Annotated in this window: 13 protein-coding genes and 1 pseudogene; 10 read left to right on the top strand and 4 right to left on the bottom strand. The window is 71.5% G+C overall.

Annotation, left to right across the window (positions count from 1 at the left end; all coding sequences use genetic code 11):
• A partial coding sequence (locus AC2CHE_RS24775; protein ID WP_484507254.1) for a leucyl aminopeptidase occupies window positions 1–1,216 on the top strand: 1,216 nt, incomplete at its 5' end.
• 202 nt (window positions 1,217–1,418) lie between these two features.
• Here the strand turns inward: AC2CHE_RS24775 and AC2CHE_RS24770 are convergent.
• Complete coding sequence (locus AC2CHE_RS24770) at window positions 1,419–1,748, bottom strand: hypothetical protein (RefSeq protein ID WP_484507253.1); 330 nt, start codon at window positions 1,746–1,748, stop codon at window positions 1,419–1,421.
• A gap of 179 nt (window positions 1,749–1,927) precedes the next feature.
• Between AC2CHE_RS24770 and lpdA the strand changes: the two genes are divergently transcribed.
• From lpdA to AC2CHE_RS24740, 6 genes and pseudogenes are all read left to right on the top strand, one after another.
• Window positions 1,928–3,319 (top strand): dihydrolipoyl dehydrogenase, encoded by a 1,392-nt coding sequence (lpdA, locus tag AC2CHE_RS24765; protein WP_484507252.1) that lies wholly within the window; start codon window positions 1,928–1,930, stop codon window positions 3,317–3,319.
• A 71-nt stretch (window positions 3,320–3,390) separates the two neighbouring features.
• Window positions 3,391–5,223 carry a 2-oxoglutarate dehydrogenase, E2 component, dihydrolipoamide succinyltransferase gene (gene sucB, locus AC2CHE_RS24760; RefSeq protein ID WP_484507251.1) on the top strand — a complete coding sequence of 611 codons (1,833 nt, stop codon included), beginning with the start codon at window positions 3,391–3,393 and terminating at the stop codon, window positions 5,221–5,223.
• Window positions 5,224–5,541: 318 nt separating this feature from the next.
• Window positions 5,542–5,811, top strand: a complete 270-nt coding sequence (locus AC2CHE_RS24755) for a type II toxin-antitoxin system Phd/YefM family antitoxin (RefSeq protein ID WP_484507250.1) — start codon at window positions 5,542–5,544, stop codon at window positions 5,809–5,811.
• Window positions 5,801–6,220, top strand: a complete 420-nt coding sequence (locus AC2CHE_RS24750; protein ID WP_484507249.1) for a PIN domain-containing protein — start codon at window positions 5,801–5,803, stop codon at window positions 6,218–6,220. Before AC2CHE_RS24755 ends, AC2CHE_RS24750 begins: the two co-directional genes overlap by 11 nt.
• 284 nt (window positions 6,221–6,504) lie before the next feature.
• Window positions 6,505–7,035: pseudogene (locus AC2CHE_RS24745) on the top strand (aldo/keto reductase); the annotation flags it as partial.
• Window positions 7,036–7,125: 90 nt separating this feature from the next.
• Window positions 7,126–8,025, top strand: coding sequence for a TIGR01777 family oxidoreductase (locus AC2CHE_RS24740; RefSeq protein ID WP_484507256.1), 900 nt, complete (start codon window positions 7,126–7,128; stop codon window positions 8,023–8,025).
• 125 nt (window positions 8,026–8,150) lie between these two features.
• Here the strand turns inward: AC2CHE_RS24740 and AC2CHE_RS24735 are convergent, their stop codons facing one another.
• Complete coding sequence (locus AC2CHE_RS24735) at window positions 8,151–9,404, bottom strand: extracellular catalytic domain type 1 short-chain-length polyhydroxyalkanoate depolymerase (RefSeq protein WP_484507255.1); 1,254 nt, start codon at window positions 9,402–9,404, stop codon at window positions 8,151–8,153.
• A gap of 169 nt (window positions 9,405–9,573) precedes the next feature.
• On the opposite strand from AC2CHE_RS24735, the gene AC2CHE_RS24730 reads away from it, so the two are divergent.
• Window positions 9,574–11,394, top strand: coding sequence for a DUF6311 domain-containing protein (locus AC2CHE_RS24730; RefSeq protein ID WP_484507248.1), 1,821 nt, complete (start codon window positions 9,574–9,576; stop codon window positions 11,392–11,394).
• A 68-nt stretch (window positions 11,395–11,462) separates the two neighbouring features.
• Window positions 11,463–12,119 (top strand): lipoyl(octanoyl) transferase LipB, encoded by a 657-nt coding sequence (gene lipB / locus AC2CHE_RS24725; protein ID WP_484507247.1) that lies wholly within the window; start codon window positions 11,463–11,465, stop codon window positions 12,117–12,119.
• A gap of 124 nt (window positions 12,120–12,243) precedes the next feature.
• Here lipB and aspS read toward each other — a convergent pair whose 3' ends face one another.
• Window positions 12,244–13,530: an aspartate--tRNA(Asn) ligase gene (gene aspS / locus AC2CHE_RS24720; protein WP_484507246.1), complete on the bottom strand. Its 1,287-nt coding sequence runs from the start codon at window positions 13,528–13,530 to the stop codon at window positions 12,244–12,246.
• Window positions 13,531–13,981: 451 nt separating this feature from the next.
• Here aspS and lipA point away from each other — a divergent pair, with 451 nt between their 5' ends.
• On the top strand, window positions 13,982–14,974 hold the full coding sequence (gene lipA / locus AC2CHE_RS24715) for a lipoyl synthase (RefSeq protein ID WP_484507245.1): 993 nt from the start codon (window positions 13,982–13,984) through the stop codon (window positions 14,972–14,974).
• A 137-nt stretch (window positions 14,975–15,111) separates the two neighbouring features.
• Here lipA and AC2CHE_RS24710 read toward each other — a convergent pair.
• A partial coding sequence (locus tag AC2CHE_RS24710) for a helix-turn-helix transcriptional regulator (RefSeq protein ID WP_484507244.1) occupies window positions 15,112–15,607 on the bottom strand: 496 nt, incomplete at its 5' end.

The raw sequence follows: 15,607 nt of genomic DNA, 5'->3' as shown, positions 1-15,607 counted from the left end.
GGCCCTGGCCGGCGCGGCCCGGGTGGCGGTGGCGCTGCCGCTGCCGGACGACGCCGATGCCGCCGAGGCCCTACGCGCGGTCGCCGAGGGCGCACTGCTGGGCGGTTACCGCTTCGCCGGGTACAAGACCCGGCCGCAGCCGGCCCGCCGCGAGCCGGTCGCCGAGGTGCTGGTGGCCGTGCCGGACGCCGCAGACGCGGCAGCGCAGGCCGAGGTGGTCCGGGCGCAGACGGTGGCCGGCGCGGTCCGGCGTACCCGCGACTGGGTCAACATCGCCCCGAACGAGCTGCGCCCGCCGGCCTTCGCCGACGCGGTCGCCGAGGCGGGTCGGGCGGCCGGTCTCGAGGTCGAGGTGCTCGACGAGGTCGCGCTGCGCGAGGGCGGGTACGGCGGCATCATCGCCGTCGGTCAGGGCTCGGAGGCCCCGCCGCGACTGGTCAAGCTGACCTACACCCCGGACGGTGGCGGCACCGGTAAGCGGGTCGCCCTGGTCGGCAAGGGCATCACCTTCGACACCGGTGGCATCTCGATCAAGCCGGCGCAGGGCATGTGGGAGATGAAGTCCGACATGGCCGGTGCGGCGGCGGTGTCGGCCACCATGCTGGCGGTGGCCGAGCTGAAGCCGTCGGTGACGGTGACCGGATACGTGCCGATGGCGGAGAACATGCCGTCGGGGACCTCGTACCGGCCGGGCGATGTGATCACCATGTTCAACGGCAAGAAGGTGGAGGTGCTCAACACCGACGCCGAGGGCCGGATGATCCTCGGTGACGCGATGGCCCGGGCCTGCGCCGACGGCTGCGACTACCTGTTCGAGACCTCCACCCTGACCGGCGGCCAGGTCGTCTCGCTGGGCAAGCGGATCTCCGGCGTGATGGGTACCGCCGAGCTGTGCGAGCGGGTCCGCGGTGCCGGCGACGCGGTCGGCGAGCCCGCCTGGCCGATGCCGCTGCCGGACGACGTGCGCAAGGGCATGGACTCCGACGTCGCCGACATCTCCCAGGTCAACGCGGGCATGGACCGGGCCGGCCACATGCTCCAGGGCGGTGTCTTCCTGCGTGAGTTCGTCACCGACGACGTCGCCTGGGCGCACATCGACATCGCCGGCCCCTCGTACCACGCGGGCGAGGCGACCGGCTACTGGACCAAGGGCGGCACCGGCGTCCCGGTCCGCACCCTGCTGCACCTGATCGCCGACGTGGCCGCCAACGGCTGAGCCCCGCGCGGGCTGCGCGGGCTGCGCGGGCTGCGCGGGCTGCGCGGGCTGCGCGGGCTGCGCAAGATTCGATCAGTTTCGGGGAAGTTGCTGTCTCCACGCGCCGGGAGGCAGCAACTTCCCCGAAAACTGCTGGCGCGCGCAGCGCGGAAGCGCGCAGCGCGGAAGCGCGCAGCGCGGAAGCGCGCAGCGCGGAAGCGGGTCAGTACTGCTCGGGGCGGCGTTTGCGGCGCTCGTTGTAGTCGCGCATGCGTTGCGGGTAGCCCATCAGCGCCACGTCGTAGATCGGAATGCTCAGCCGGTACGCGAACCGCCGCGCGCCGTCCGGCCCGTCGATCCGGCGTCGGGTCCACTCGCCGTCGTCGGCGATCAAGATCACCGTGGTCGCGGTGACGGTGGTACGCGGTTCGATGTACGCCTCGACGCCCTTACGGGTGCGGACGAAGTTCTCAAGGTGCTCCAGATCGGCACGATTGGCCGTACGGTCAGGGTCAGCCGCACGTGATCGCTTGCTTCGCCGGAACAGTCCCACCGAGCCGTCTCCCCAGTCGTGGCGTATCGAAGGCAGAGCCAAGGGTACGTGGCGGCAACGTGTCGTTGGGCACCTCGGTACGCGGGTGCGACGCGGTGGTGACAAGATGGCCGAGGTGGGGTGTGTCCGTGTTACCCCGCCGTGACCCCCGATGCAGCGAAGCGACCTGGGAGTTGGACGTGAGCGAGCCGAACGACGCAACCTTCGACATCGTCATCCTCGGAGGTGGAAGCGGCGGTTACGCAACCGCCCTGCGCGCCGCCCAGTTGAACCTTTCCGTGGCGCTGGTCGAGAAGGGCAAGCTGGGCGGCACCTGCCTGCACAACGGTTGCATCCCGACCAAGGCGCTGCTGCACGCGGCCGAGATCGCCGACCAGACCCGCGAGTCGGAACAGTTCGGTATCAAGGCCGAGCTGGTCGGCATCGACATGGCGGGGGTCAACTCGTACAAGGACGGCGTGGTCTCGCGGCTCTACAAGGGCCTGCAGGGGCTGGTCAACGGCAACAAGTCGATCACCTTCGTCGAGGGGCACGGCCGGCTGGTCGCGCCGAACACGGTCGAGGTGGACGGCAAGCGGTACACCGGCCGCAACGTGGTGCTGGCCTCCGGGTCGTACGCCAAGAGCCTGCCGGGCCTGGAGATCGACGGCGAGCGGGTCATCACCAGCGACCACGCCCTGACCCTGGACCGGGTCCCCGCCTCCGCGATCGTGCTCGGCGGCGGGGTGATCGGCGTCGAGTTCGCCAGCGTGTGGAAGTCCTTCGGGGTGGACGTGACGATCGTCGAGGCGCTGCCCCGGCTCGTCGCCGCCGAGGACGAGGAGTCGTCGAAGGCGCTGGAGCGGGCCTTCCGCAAGCGGAAGATCAACTTCAAGGTCGGCAAGCCGTTCGAGAAGGTCGAGAAGACCGACAACGGCGTGAAGTTGACCATCGCCGGCGGCGACACCGTCGAGGCCGAGCTGCTGCTGGTCGCGGTCGGCCGGGGCCCGAACACCGCCGACCTCGGCTACGAGGAGCAGGGCGTCAAGGTCGACCGGGGCTACGTGCTGACCGACGAGCGGCTACGCACCAACGTGCCGAACGTCTACGCCGTGGGTGACATCGTGCCCGGTCTCCAGCTCGCCCACCGCGGTTTCCAGCAGGGCATCTTCGTCGCCGAGGAGATCGCCGGCCAGAACCCGGCGGTGATCGACGAGGCGGGCATTCCCCGGGTCACCTACAGCGACCCGGAGCTGGCCTCGGTCGGCATCACCGAGGCAAAGGCCAAGGAGCAGTACGGCGCCGACAAGGTCAAGACCTACAACTACAACCTCGGCGGCAACGGCAAGAGCCAGATCCTCAAGACGGCCGGTTTCGTGAAGCTGGTGCGGGTCGAGGACGGCCCGGTGGTCGGCGTGCACATGGTCGGCGCGCGGGTCGGCGAACTGGTCGGCGAGGCGCAGCTGATCTACAACTGGGAGGCGTACCCGGGCGAGGTGGCGCAGCTCGTGCACGCCCACCCGACGCAGAACGAGGCCCTGGGCGAGGCGCACCTCGCGCTTGCCGGCAAGCCGCTGCACGCGCACGCTTGATCACGACGTATCCGCGGCGCTCGGCGACGGGCGACGCCCCCCACCAGGGAAATTGAAGGAGTCTGGAGAACATGCCGGTATCGGTCACCATGCCCCGGCTCGGCGAGAGCGTCACCGAGGGCACCGTCACGCGCTGGCTCAAGCAGGAGGGTGACACCGTCGAGGTCGACGAGCCGCTGCTTGAGGTGTCCACCGACAAGGTCGACACCGAGATCCCGTCCCCGGCGGCCGGGGTGCTGACCCGGATCGTGGTGGGCGAGGACGAGACGGCCGAGGTCGGCAGCGAGCTGGCGGTGATCTCCGGCGAGGGCGAGTCGGCCGGCGGCGGAGCCGCCCCGCAGCAGCAGGAGGCCCCCGCCGAGCAGGCCGCCGAGGCCGCAGCGGAGCCCGAGGCCGAGGCGGAGCAGCCCGCCGTCGAGGAGCCGGCCGAGCAGCCGGCGCAGGCGGCCCCGGCGGCGTCGGGTGCGGGCACCCCGGTGCAGATGCCGGCCCTGGGCGAGAGCGTCACCGAAGGTACGGTCACCCGCTGGCTCAAGCAGGTCGGCGAGACCGTCGAGGTCGACGAGCCGCTGCTGGAGGTTTCCACCGACAAGGTCGACACGGAGATCCCCTCGCCGGTCGCCGGTACCGTCCTGGAGATCAAGGTCGCCGAGGACGAGACCGCAGAGGTCGGCGCGACCCTGGCCGTGGTCGGTGCCGCCGGTGAGGCGCCGACCGAGGCGAAGCCGGAGCCGAAGCCCGAGCCCGAGGCGGCGGCCGAGCCCGAGCCCGAGCCGGAGGCAGAGACGAAGCCGGAGGCCGAGCCCGAGCCGAAGGTGTCCGAGCCAACGCCCGGCATGTCGTACAACGAGCCGGCCGCCGAGGCCGAGACCGCTCAGGAGCCGGTCAAGGCCGAGCAGGCCGCGCAGCCGGCGGCTCCCGCCCCGCAGCGCACGGCGTCGTCCAACGGCGGCGAGCAGGCGGCCGGTTACGTGACGCCGCTGGTACGCAAGCTGGCCGGCGAGCACAACGTGGACCTCGCCTCGGTCAACGGCACCGGGGTCGGCGGTCGGATCCGCAAGCAGGACGTGCTGGACGCGGCGGAGAAGGCGCGTGCCGCCAAGGCCGCTCCCGCCCCGGCGGCAGCCCAGCCTGCGGCCGGCGCACCGGCCAAGCCGGCCGCCAAGCCGCAGCCCAGCGCCAAGCGGGGCACCACCGAGAAGTTGCCGCGCATCCGCGCGGCCATCGCCAAGCGGATGCTGTCGTCGCTGCACGAGATGGCGCAGCTGACCACGGTGGTCGAGGTGGACGTCACCAAGGTCGCCAAGCTGCGGGCGCAGGCCAAGGAGTCGTTCCAGCAGCGGCACGGCGTCAAGCTGTCGTTCCTGCCGTTCTTCGCCCTCGCGGCCATCGAGGCGCTCCAGGCGTACCCGATCGTCAACGCCAGCATGGACCTGGACGGTGGGACGATCACCTACCCGGACGCCGAGAACCTCGGCATCGCGGTGGACACCGAGCGGGGCCTGCTGGTGCCGGTCATCCACAACGCCGGTGACCTCAACCTCGGCGGTATCGCCAAGCGGGTCGCCGACCTGGCCGAGCGGACCCGGACCAACAAGATCAGCCCCGACGAGATCGCCGGGGCGACCTTCACGCTCACCAACACCGGCAGCCGGGGTGCCCTCTTCGACACCCCGATCGTGCCGTCGCCGCAGTCGGCGATGCTGGGTACGGGTGCCGTGGTAAAGCGTCCGGTTGTGGTGAACGACCCGAACCTGGGCGAGGTCATCGCCGTACGCCAGATGGTCTACCTGGCCCTGTCGTACGATCACCGGCTGATCGACGGCGCCGACGCGGCCCGCTTCCTGACCGCCGTCAAGGAGCGCCTGGAAGCCGGCAACTTCGAAGCCGAACTGGGCTTGTAACCCCAGCGCACGCAGGGCGCCCCGGTCCCCCGGACCGGGGCGCCCCGCCGTCCCACCCACACCCTCGCCGCCCAGCCCTCGCGATCATGCAGTTGTGGCACCCGATTTGCAGCGTTATGCACTTCTTGTTCACCGCCACAACTGCATGATCGGCGCGGCGGGTGGGGGTGGGGGTGGGGGTGGGGGTGGGGGTGGGTGGTGCACACGGTGGTGGCCACTCGGATCCGCACGCGCCCGCTGGCACGGCCAGCCCCCCCCGGTACGACGTGAGACAACCAGGTTGTAGCACTTTGTAGCACGCTCGCCTAGCATGGAGCCGTGGCAGAGCACGCGCACCGGGAAATCACCCAGCGAGAGCTGCGCAACGAATCCGGGTCGATCATGCGCGGCGTGGAGCGGGGTGACTCCTTCATCATCACGCGCAACGGCACGCCGATCGGCAAGTTGATCCCGCTCCGGCGACGCACCTACGTGCCACGAGCCGAGGTGATGGCGGCCTTCACCACCGCGCCCGTACTCGACGTGGAACGGCTCCGTCGCGACCTCGACTCGGCAGTCGACCAGGACCTGTCCGACCGTGAGTGGTGACCCACCTGCCGACCGTGGGCTGATCGACACGAACATCGTCATCCACCTGGGTGCCCTCGACCCGCAGGAACTACCCGAGGAGATGGTGATCAGCGCCGTCACGCTCGCCGAGTTGTCCGCCGGTCCACACCACACCGACGACCCCGCCGAACGGGCCCGACGGACAAGCATCCTGCAACACACCGAGGCCACGTTCGACCCACTGCCCTTCGACGCCGAGGCGGCGCGCGCCTTCGGACTGATCACCGGCGCGGTCCTGGTTACCGGGCGCACCACTCGTCGCCGGATCGCCGACCTGATGATCGCCTCGGTGGCTCACGTCAACCAACTGCCGCTGTACACGACCAACCCGGGCGCCTTCACCGGCCTGGCGGACCTGGTCAGCATTCAACCCGTACGACGCCCCTGACGAAAGCCGTGCGGCTGCCGACCGCCCGAAGTTCGATCGCTGGCTGACCACAGGTTGACAAGGTCGACTGACACGACCTGGCGGGCTTGTGGAGAGCCCGGTGCGCAGGAAAGGGTTCGGCACACCTCGGCTCCCGCCGTGGAACTGCTGGTGCGGGTGTACCGGCTCACCGCTCAGGTCCTGGTCAAACTCGGCGAGGCCGACCTGGCCTGGCTCGCCGCCGACCGCGCCATGACCGCCGCTCACGGCGATCATGCCGTACCGCTGTCGCCGTGGTCCCGTTCGCGCTCGACCTGGTCGACACGCTGGAGGGCCTGGTCACCCACGGCAGGATCCGGACGTACGGGTGGAGCACCGACTATCCCGACTCGGCTGCCGCCTTCGCACCGGCCGCCCCGCACTGCACGGCGATCCAGCACGACCAGTCCGTGCTGCGGGACAACGCCGAGTTGCTGGCGGTCTGCGAGACGTACGACCTGGCCAGCATCAACCGGGGGCCGCTGGCGATGGGCCTGCTCACCGCCGCGACCCGGTCGCTGGGCGACGACGACGTGCGGGGGCGCGCGCCGGAGTGGTTGCCCTGGTTCATCGACGGCAAGCCGGCACCGGAGTGGGCGCAGCGGGTGGCTCGGGTACGCGCGGCGCTCACCGCCGACGGCCGCACCCTCGCCCAGGGGGCGCTCGGCTGGTTGCTGGCCCGCAGCCCACGTACGGTGCCGATTCCCGGCTTCCGCACGGTGGCCCAGGTCGAGGAGAACACCCGGGTGCTCACCCTCGGGCCGCTGCCCGCCGACGCCTACGACGAGGTCGAGCGGCACTGTCGGAGCTTCGTCGGGACGGGGCCGCCACGCGGGCGTGACCGAGTCGGCGCGGCCGGGTCGCCGCGCGTACCCGAAGATGGAGGCATGCGGATCCTCATGGCCGGCGCGTCCGGCTTCCTCGGCACCCGGCTGGTCGACCTGCTCGTCGCCGACGGGCACCAGGTGACCCGGCTGGTACGACGACCGCCGCGCGCCGCCGACGAGCGACGATGGTCGCCGTCGGCGGCGCAGTTGGACCCGGCGGTGGTCGCCGAGGCCGACGCGGTGGTCAACCTGGCCGGCGCCGGTGTCGGCGACCGGCGCTGGAACGACAAATACCGGGAGTTGATCCGGTCCAGCCGGGTGGACAGCACCACCACCCTGGCCACCACGATCGCCGGTCTGCCCGTCGCGGATCGACCGGAGGTGCTGCTGAACGCCTCGGCGGTCGGCTGGTACGGCAACACCGGCGACCGGGTGGTGGAGGAGGACGCGCCGGCCGGCGAGGGGTTCCTCGCCGACGTGGCCCGGGTGTGGGAGGCGGCCACCCGGCCGGCCGAGGACGCCGGGGTACGGGTGGTGCGGCTGCGTACCGGCCTACCCCTGCACCGCGACGGTGGCCTGCTCAAGCCGCAACTGCTGCCGTTCAAGCTGGGCATCGCGGGCCGGCTCGGCAGCGGCCGGCAGTGGGTTCCGTGGATCTCGATGACCGACTGGCTCAACGCCACCACGTTCCTGCTGGCCCGGGCCGATCTCGCCGGGCCGGTCAACGTGGTAGGCCCGGCCCCGGTCACCAACGCCGAGTTCACCCAGGAGCTGGCCCGTCAACTGAACCGTCCCGCGGTGATCCCGATCCCGGCGCTGGCCCTGAAGGTCGCCCTGGGCGGCTTCGCCCAGGAAGCCCTCACCAGCACCCGCGTCCTCCCCGGCGTCCTCAACCGCGCCCAGGTCACCTTCCGCTACCCCGACCTCCCCACCGCCCTCCACGCCGCCCTCCACGACTGACGCGCCCTTCCGCCGGCCTCCGATGCGGTTGATCATGAGGTTAGCGGCAGAGTTGATCTCTGAAACTGCCGCTAACCTCATGATCAACGCGGACGGTCGCGGGTGGGGGTCCGGGTGGGTCCGGGTCAGCAGCCGATGAGCCAGTGGTTGGGGGCGGTCTGGCGAAGGGTGGTGGTGTAGAAGGTGTTGTAGAGGCCCATCCGCTGGTTGGAGCCGTTGGCGTAGGCGTAGCCGCCGGAGTGGTAGGCGCGGCCGGCGGTGACGTGGGCGTAGTTGCTGGCGGTGACGCAGGTGGGGGCGCCGGTGGGGGTGGGGGTCGGGGTGGGGCTCGCCGTCGGGGTGGGTGAGGCGGTCGGGGTCGGGCTGGTCGTGGGGCTCGCCGTCGGGGTCGGGGTGGTGCCGCCGTTCAGGCCGAAGAAGACCGCGTCGTGGTACGTCGAGCAGATGGTGTCCAGGAAGTACGCGGCGGCGGTGCCGCACTGGTCCGCGCCCGAGCCCGGGTCGACGGGGGTGCCGTGCCCCATGCCGGAGACCCGGTGCACCCGGACCCTGTCGTTGCCGTAGACCTCGACGCTGGTGCCGGCCGGCAGCTGCCGGGTACTGGTGGGCGTCTGCGAGACACCGAGCACGTTGGTCCACTGGTCACGCGACTCGGTGGCGTTCGCCGTCGCCACCGTGTAGTCGCTGGTGCCGTGCCAGATGGCCACCTTCGGGCGGGCACCGGAGTAGCCGGGGTAGGCGTTGCGGACCAGGTCGCCCCACTGCGCGGGGGTCTTGTCCACGCCCGGGCTCATGCAGGAGAAGGCGTTGACCATGCTGGTGGCGCAGCGGTGCGGCAGTCCGGCGATGATCGACCCACCGGCGAAGACGTCCGGGTAGGTGGCGAGCATGGTGGCGCTCATCGCCCCGCCGGCCGACAGCCCGCTGACGTAGACCCGGTTGGCGGCGGTGCCGTACGACGACCGCGCGTGGTCGACCATCTGCTTGATGGAGAGCGCCTCGCCCTGCCCCCGCGCCGTGTCGCCGGTCTCGAACCAGTTGAAGCAGGAACTGGAATTGTTGGCCGACCGCTGTTCGGGCACGATCAGCGCGAACCGCCACTGGTCGGCGTACTTCTGCCAGCCGGAGTTGGCGAAGTAGCCGCTGGCGTTCTGGGCGCAGCCGTGCAGCAGCACCACGGCCGGGGCGCCGGAGGGCAGGTTGTCCGGCCGGTACGCGTACATGGCGAGGTTGCCGGGGTTGGAGCCGAAGCCGGTGACCTGGGTCAGGGTTGCGGCCTGGGCGGGCGCGGCGACGGCCACCAGCGCGGTGGCGGCCAGGGCCAGCCCGGCCAGCGCACCGGCGAGCCGGGTACGGGTGCGGCGCACGAGAGCCTCCATGGTTGTGAGCTGGATCACCAATGATTGCCGCGACGTTACGCAGTCGTGTCACACCGATGACATGGTGGCCGTGCACACATTCGTGGATGTCCGGATGTGGCGAGGCGGGCCTGCCCCTACCTGCCGGGTCTGACCGGCGTGTCCCGGTGCGGTTGGTAACGTCCGCTAGGTGCCCACCTCTCCGTCCACGGCGTCCGCGCCCGCCTCGCCGTCGCCGTCGCGGACGGGACGCCACCGCCGCACCGATGTGACCGTGGTGCTGGTCGCGTTGGCGCTCGCCGTCTGGGTGACCAGCGGGCTGTGGATCGACCCGAACGGACGGGCGATCACCGTCAACTCCAGCGACCAGGCGCTGTTCGAGTGGCTGCTGGCCTTCGGCGGGCACACGCTGACCCACGGGGACAACCCGCTCTACACCTATCTGATCAACGTTCCCGACGGGGTCAACCTCGCGGTCAACACCTCGATCACGGTGTACGCGGCGGTCTTCGCCCCGCTGACGTACCTGATCGGGCCGCCGGCCACCTTCCTGGTGATCCTCACCCTCAACCTGGCCGCCACCGCCGTCGCCTGGTACTGGCTGCTCTCCCGGCACCTGGTGCGCAGCCCGCTCGCCGCCGCGGTCGGCGGGCTGTTCATCGGCCTCTCCCCCGGGATGGTCTCGCACGCCAACGCCCACCTGAACTGGACCGCCGGCTGGCTGGTGCCGCTGCTGGTGTGGCGGCTGTTCGCGCTGCGCCGGCCGGGCCACTGGCTGCGCGACGGCGCCATCCTCGGCGTCCTCGTCGCCGTCGCCTTCTCGATCGCCGCCGAGGGTCTCTTCTTCACCGCGCTGGCGCTCGGGCTTGTCGTCGCCGTCTGGGCGTTTCATCCGGCCAACCGGGCCGAGGCCCGCGCCGTACTGCCCTCGTTCCTGCGCGGGCTGGCGGTCACCGCGGTGGTCGCCGGGGTGTTGCTGGCCTACCCGCTGTGGCTGCACTTCGCCGGACCGCAACGATTCCACGGCACCGGCTTCGATGCGGTGATCCACTCCGAGGACATCGCCGCGTACGCCGCCTATCCGCGCCGCTCACTGGGCGGCGAGGCCGGATTCGGCACCTCGCTGGCGCCGAACCCGACCGAGGAGAACTCCTTCTTCGGGCCGCCGCTGCTGGTGCTCGCCGTCGGCTGTTTCGTGTTGCTGTGGCGCGGCGGGGACGCCCGTCGGCGGGCCACCCTGTGGGCCCTCGGGATCGTCGCGGTGGTGTTCACCGCGCTCTCCTTCGGGCCGGTGGCAAAGGTCGACGGCCGGCGCACCGACCTGCCGATGCCCTTCGACCTGCTCGGGCACCTGCCGGTGGTGAACGCCGCGCTGCCCGCCCGGTTCGCGCTGGTCGTGACGCCGGTGGTCGGTCTGCTGCTGGCGTACGCGGTTGACCAGCTACGCCGACGCCCGCCGTCGCGCCCGGCGGCGGTGGCCTGGACGGTCGGCTTCGCGGTGGCCCTGGTGCCGCTGATCCCCACTCCACTGCTGACCAGCGAACGTGAGCCGATCCCCCGCTTCATCACCTCCGGCGCCTGGCGGGACTACGTCTCCCCGGGCGGGGTGCTGACTCCGGCACCGCTCACCCTTGACGTCTACCCGGACGGCCAGCGCTGGCAGGCGTACGCGCTGGCGCACCGACAGGGCGAGTTCGCCATCCCGTCCGGTTTCTTCCTCGGCCCCGGGGGCCCCGACGACCGGGGGCGCATCGGCCCGGTGCCGCGCCCGTTCGGCGCGCTGCTGGACCAGGCCGCCCGCAGTGGTCTGCCGCCGATCGTCACCGAGGGCACCCGCGAGGAGGTCCGCGCCGACCTGGAGCACTGGCGGATCGAGACGGTGGTGCTCGCCGACCAGGTGCACGGCGCCAAGTGGCCGGTCGACGAGGAGGCCATCCGTCGCACCCTGGTCCTGCTCTTCGGCGAACCGGAGCGGGTCGAGGACGTCTGGGTGTGGCAGGTCCGACGATGAGCGTGACGGGTCCGTCGGTGAGCCGGCTCACCACTGGTGACCAGCGGGTACGGGTCTAGGCTGGACGCGTGACCGTGACGACCTCCGGCCTGACGGCCGTACGCGCCGGTGTCCTCGACTATGCCGCCGCCTGGGACGAACAGCGTCGCCTGCACGAGGCGGTGGTCACCGGCGGACAGGGTGACACCGTGCTGCTGCTGGAGCACCCGAGCGTCTACACCGCCGGCAAGCGCACCGAGCCGTGGGACCGCCCGGTCGACGGCACCCCGGTGATCGACGTGGACCGCGGCGGCAAAATCACCTGGCACGGCCCGGGCCAGGTGGTGGGCTACCCGATCGTGCGCCTACCCGACCCGGTCGACGTGGTCGCGTACGTCCGGCGGGTCGAGCAGCTGCTGATCGACGTGTGCGCCGAGTTCCAGCTGGCGGCAGGCCGGGTCGAGGGACGCAGCGGGGTGTGGGTGCCGGCCGACGACCGGGGTCCCGAGCGCAAGGTCGCGGCGATCGGCATCCGGGTAGCCCGAGGCGTCACCCTGCACGGCTTCTCCATCAACTGCGACTGCGACCTGGCGCACTTCGATCGGATCGTGCCGTGCGGCATCCGCGACGCCGGCGTCACCTCCCTGACCGCCGAACTGAACCGCCCCGTCACCGTCGCCGACGTCCTCCCCGTGGTCGAACGCCACCTCCCCACCCTGCTCCCCACCCTGCTCCCCACCCCCTAACCACCCCTCCCACGCGCCCCCTCCCTGCGTTGATCAAGAGGTTTGCGTCGACTTCCGGCACGGATCTCGACGCAAACCTTCTGATCAACTTGGACGAGGGGTGGGTGGGGAGGGGGGTTGAGGGTCAAGGGGTCAGGCGGTGGAGGTCACGGGGGAAGGGGGTCACCTCGCGGATGTTGGGAGCGCCGGTGAGGCGGGCGACCAGGCGTTCCAGGCCGATGGCGAAGCCGCCGTGCGGTGGCATGCCGTGGCGGAACGCGTCGACGTAGCCGGCGTACGGCTCCACCGGCTCCCCGCGGTCGGCCAGCGCGGCCAGATAGTCGGCGTGCCGGTGCAGCCGCTGGCCGCCGGTGACCAGTTCGAGCCCCCGGAACAGCAGGTCGAAGCCGTTGGAGTAGCCCGGCCGCGCCGGATCCGGATGGGTGTAGAACGGCCGCTTCGCCATCGGGTACCCGGTGACGAAGAGAAATTCCGACCCGTGCTCGCGCCGGGCCCACTCCCCCAGCGCCCGTTCGTGCGCCGGGGCGAGGTCCGGTTCGTCGGCAGGGGCGTTGGCGATCCGCAGCGCGTCGGTGAAGTGCACCGCCGGGATCTGCGCGGGCACCGGTGGTGGCGTGACACCGAGGGTGGCCAGTGCGACGGCGGCCCGGTCACCGACCGCGTCGAGCATCCCGGCGAGGGTGTCCCGCAGTACCGTCATCACGTCCCGATGGTCGGTGACGAAGCCCAGCTCGACATCGAGCGAGGTGTACTGCGCCAGGTGCCGCACGGTGTCGTGTGGCTCGGCGCGGAACACCGGCCCGACCTCGTAGACGCGCTCGAGAACTCCGACCATGAGCTGCTTGTAGAACTGTGGCGACTGGGCCAGGTACGCGGGCCGACCGAACCAGTCCAGGGCGAAGACGTTCGCCCCGCTCTCGGTGGCGGAGGCGACCACCTTCGGTGTGTGGATCTCCACGAATCGACGGGCGTCCAGCGCGGCCCGGAAACCGGCCACCGCCGCCGCCGAGATCCGCAACGCGGCCGATCGGGCCGGGTGACGCAGGGCGATCGGGGCGTGGTCCAGCTGGGTCGGCAGGGTGGCGGCCAACTCGGGTCGGTAGAGGTCGAACGGGGGCGGCACGGCGGGCGGGCCGAGCGGTCGTACCGTCGGATTGGTCAGCTCCAACCCACCGGGTGCCGCCGCGTTGGTGACCACGGTGGCCACCACCTCGACGACGGTCTCCTCGGGTAGCGCCGCCACCTCGGCGCGCACCGCGGGGTCGGTGACGACCACCTGGGCGAGGCCGGCGGCGTCCCGGACGATCAGGAAGGCCACCGACTTGAGCAGGCGGCGGCGGTGGACCCAGCCGGCGATCCGGACGGTACGCCCGGTGTACGGCGTGAGCTGGTCGGACAGGATGCGTTGCATGGCTACCTCCTCGATCAATCGCAACGCGATCCCCGGGAGGCGTGGGCGAGCGGGAACCTCGCGGTGCCACCACACCTTCGCTCCCGTCGAGACGGGAGCCTCGTTCGTCGCCTTTTCACCGGGGCCAGCCGGGCGGGGTCTACTGGGCGTGGATGCCGGCTCGACCCCGCTGCACCAGGGCCGTCGCCGCACGCTGTTCTTCCCGCAGCTCGGGAGGGTCTTCGCGGCCCCGGTGCCAGACCGCCTCGCAGCAACCGGCGGCTCTCTTCAACTGGCGGGTCGGTGCGCTACTCGGCTCCGTCGTCGCTTCGTGCCCGGGCACGCTAACACCCGACCGGGCCGTCCTGTTACGTGTTTCTTGCGGCTTCGGTGTCCGGCGTCACAGGATTTCCGGGGTGACGGCCGTCGCCCGCCGGTCATCGACCGCCGCCGCCCGGCGTAGGCTCGTTTCGTGACGATCGAGCACTCCGCACCGACGACCGGCCAGGCCGCGAGTACCGCGACGCCCGCCCCCGAGGGGCGGCGACTGCTGCGGATCGAGGCACGCAACGCCGAGACGCCGATCGAGCGTAAACCTCCGTGGATCAAGGTCAAGGCCAAGATGGGCCCCGAGTACACCCAGCTGCGTGGGCTGGTCGCCCGCGAAGGGCTGCACACGGTGTGCCAGGAGGCCGGCTGCCCCAACATCTACGAATGTTGGGAGGACCGCGAAGCCACCTTCCTCATCGGCGGTGACCAGTGCACCCGCCGCTGCGACTTCTGCCAGATCGACACCGGCAAGCCGGCCGAGTTCGACGCCGACGAGCCACGCCGGGTCGCCGAGTCGGTGGTGTCGATGGGGCTGCGGTACGCCACCATCACCGGCGTGGCCCGCGACGACCTGCCCGACGGCGGTGCCTGGCTGTACGCCGAGACCGTGCGGCAGATCCACGCCCTGCAGCCCGGTTGCGGTGTCGAGCTGCTGATCCCCGACTTCAACGCGGTACCCGAGCAGCTCGCCGAGGTCTTCGGTGCCCGGCCGGAGGTGCTCGCGCACAACGTGGAGACGGTCCCCCGGATCTTCAAGCGGATCCGGCCGGCCTTCCGCTACGAGCGGTCCCTGGACGTCATCTCGCAGGCACGCGCCGACGGTCTGGTCACCAAGAGCAACCTGATCCTGGGCATGGGCGAGGAGCGTTCCGAGGTCTCCCAGGCGCTACGCGACCTGCACGCCGCCGGCTGTGAGCTGATCACCATCACCCAGTACCTGCGCCCCTCCCCCCGGCACCACCCGGTGGAACGCTGGGTCAAGCCGGAGGAGTTCGTGGAGCTGCGCGAGGAGGCCGAGCAGATCGGCTTCGTCGGCGTCATGAGCGGCCCCCTGGTCCGCTCCTCGTACCGCGCCGGCCGCCTCTACCAGCAGGCCCTCGCCGCCCGCAAACCCGCAACCCTCTCCACCCACTAACCCGCCCCGGCCCCGGCCCCGGCCCCGGCCCCGGCCCCGGCCCCGGCCCCGGCGATCATGCAGTTGTGGTCGTTGTTCTGCGGCATAGAGGGCATATGTCCACGACCACAACTGCATGATCGGCGCAGTTTGGGGCGTCAGGGGTCGGTGAGCAGGTTGAGGCGGTGGGCGAGGGCGGCGGCCTCGACGCGGTTGGTCACGTCGAGCTTCGCGATGATGCGGGAGACGTGCACGCTCGCCGTCTTGGGCGAGATGAACAACTGCTCGGCGATGCGGCTGTTGCTGTGTCCCGCGGCGACCAGACGTAACACCTCACGCTCCCGCTCGGTCAGCAGATCCGCGCCGGGTCGACCGTTGCCGGCACCACGCAGGCCCACGCGGCGGGCCAGGGTGGCGGCCCGGTCGGCGAGCCGTACCGCGCCGAGCCCGTCGGCGAGCCCCGCCGCCTCACTCACCGCCGCGCCGACCTCGTCGCGCTCCCCCGCACCCGCCGCCGCCTCGGCGTAGCCCAGCAGCACCCGCGCCAGTTCCCCGGGCTGACCGGCGGTCCGCCAGGCCGCGACCGCCGTCCGCCAGGCGGCAAGCGTCTCGGCACCGGACGCTCCGCAGGCGACCACCTCGGCGGCGTACGCC

The sequence above is a fragment of the Micromonospora sp. ATLC16 genome (assembly GCF_057196645.1).
The sequence above is the reverse complement of the archived record's forward strand: the minus strand, read 5'-3'. Positions and strand labels throughout refer to the sequence as shown.

Coding starts and splice junctions, on each gene's coding strand:
- sucB (WP_484507251.1), top strand. CDS start 3,391: ATGCCGGTATCGGTCACCATGCCCCGGCTCGGCGAGAGCGTCACCGAG.
- AC2CHE_RS24740 (WP_484507256.1), top strand. CDS start 7,126: ATGCGGATCCTCATGGCCGGCGCGTCCGGCTTCCTCGGCACCCGGCTG.
- aspS (WP_484507246.1), bottom strand. CDS start 13,530: ATGCAACGCATCCTGTCCGACCAGCTCACGCCGTACACCGGGCGTACC.
- AC2CHE_RS24735 (WP_484507255.1), bottom strand. CDS start 9,404: ATGGAGGCTCTCGTGCGCCGCACCCGTACCCGGCTCGCCGGTGCGCTG.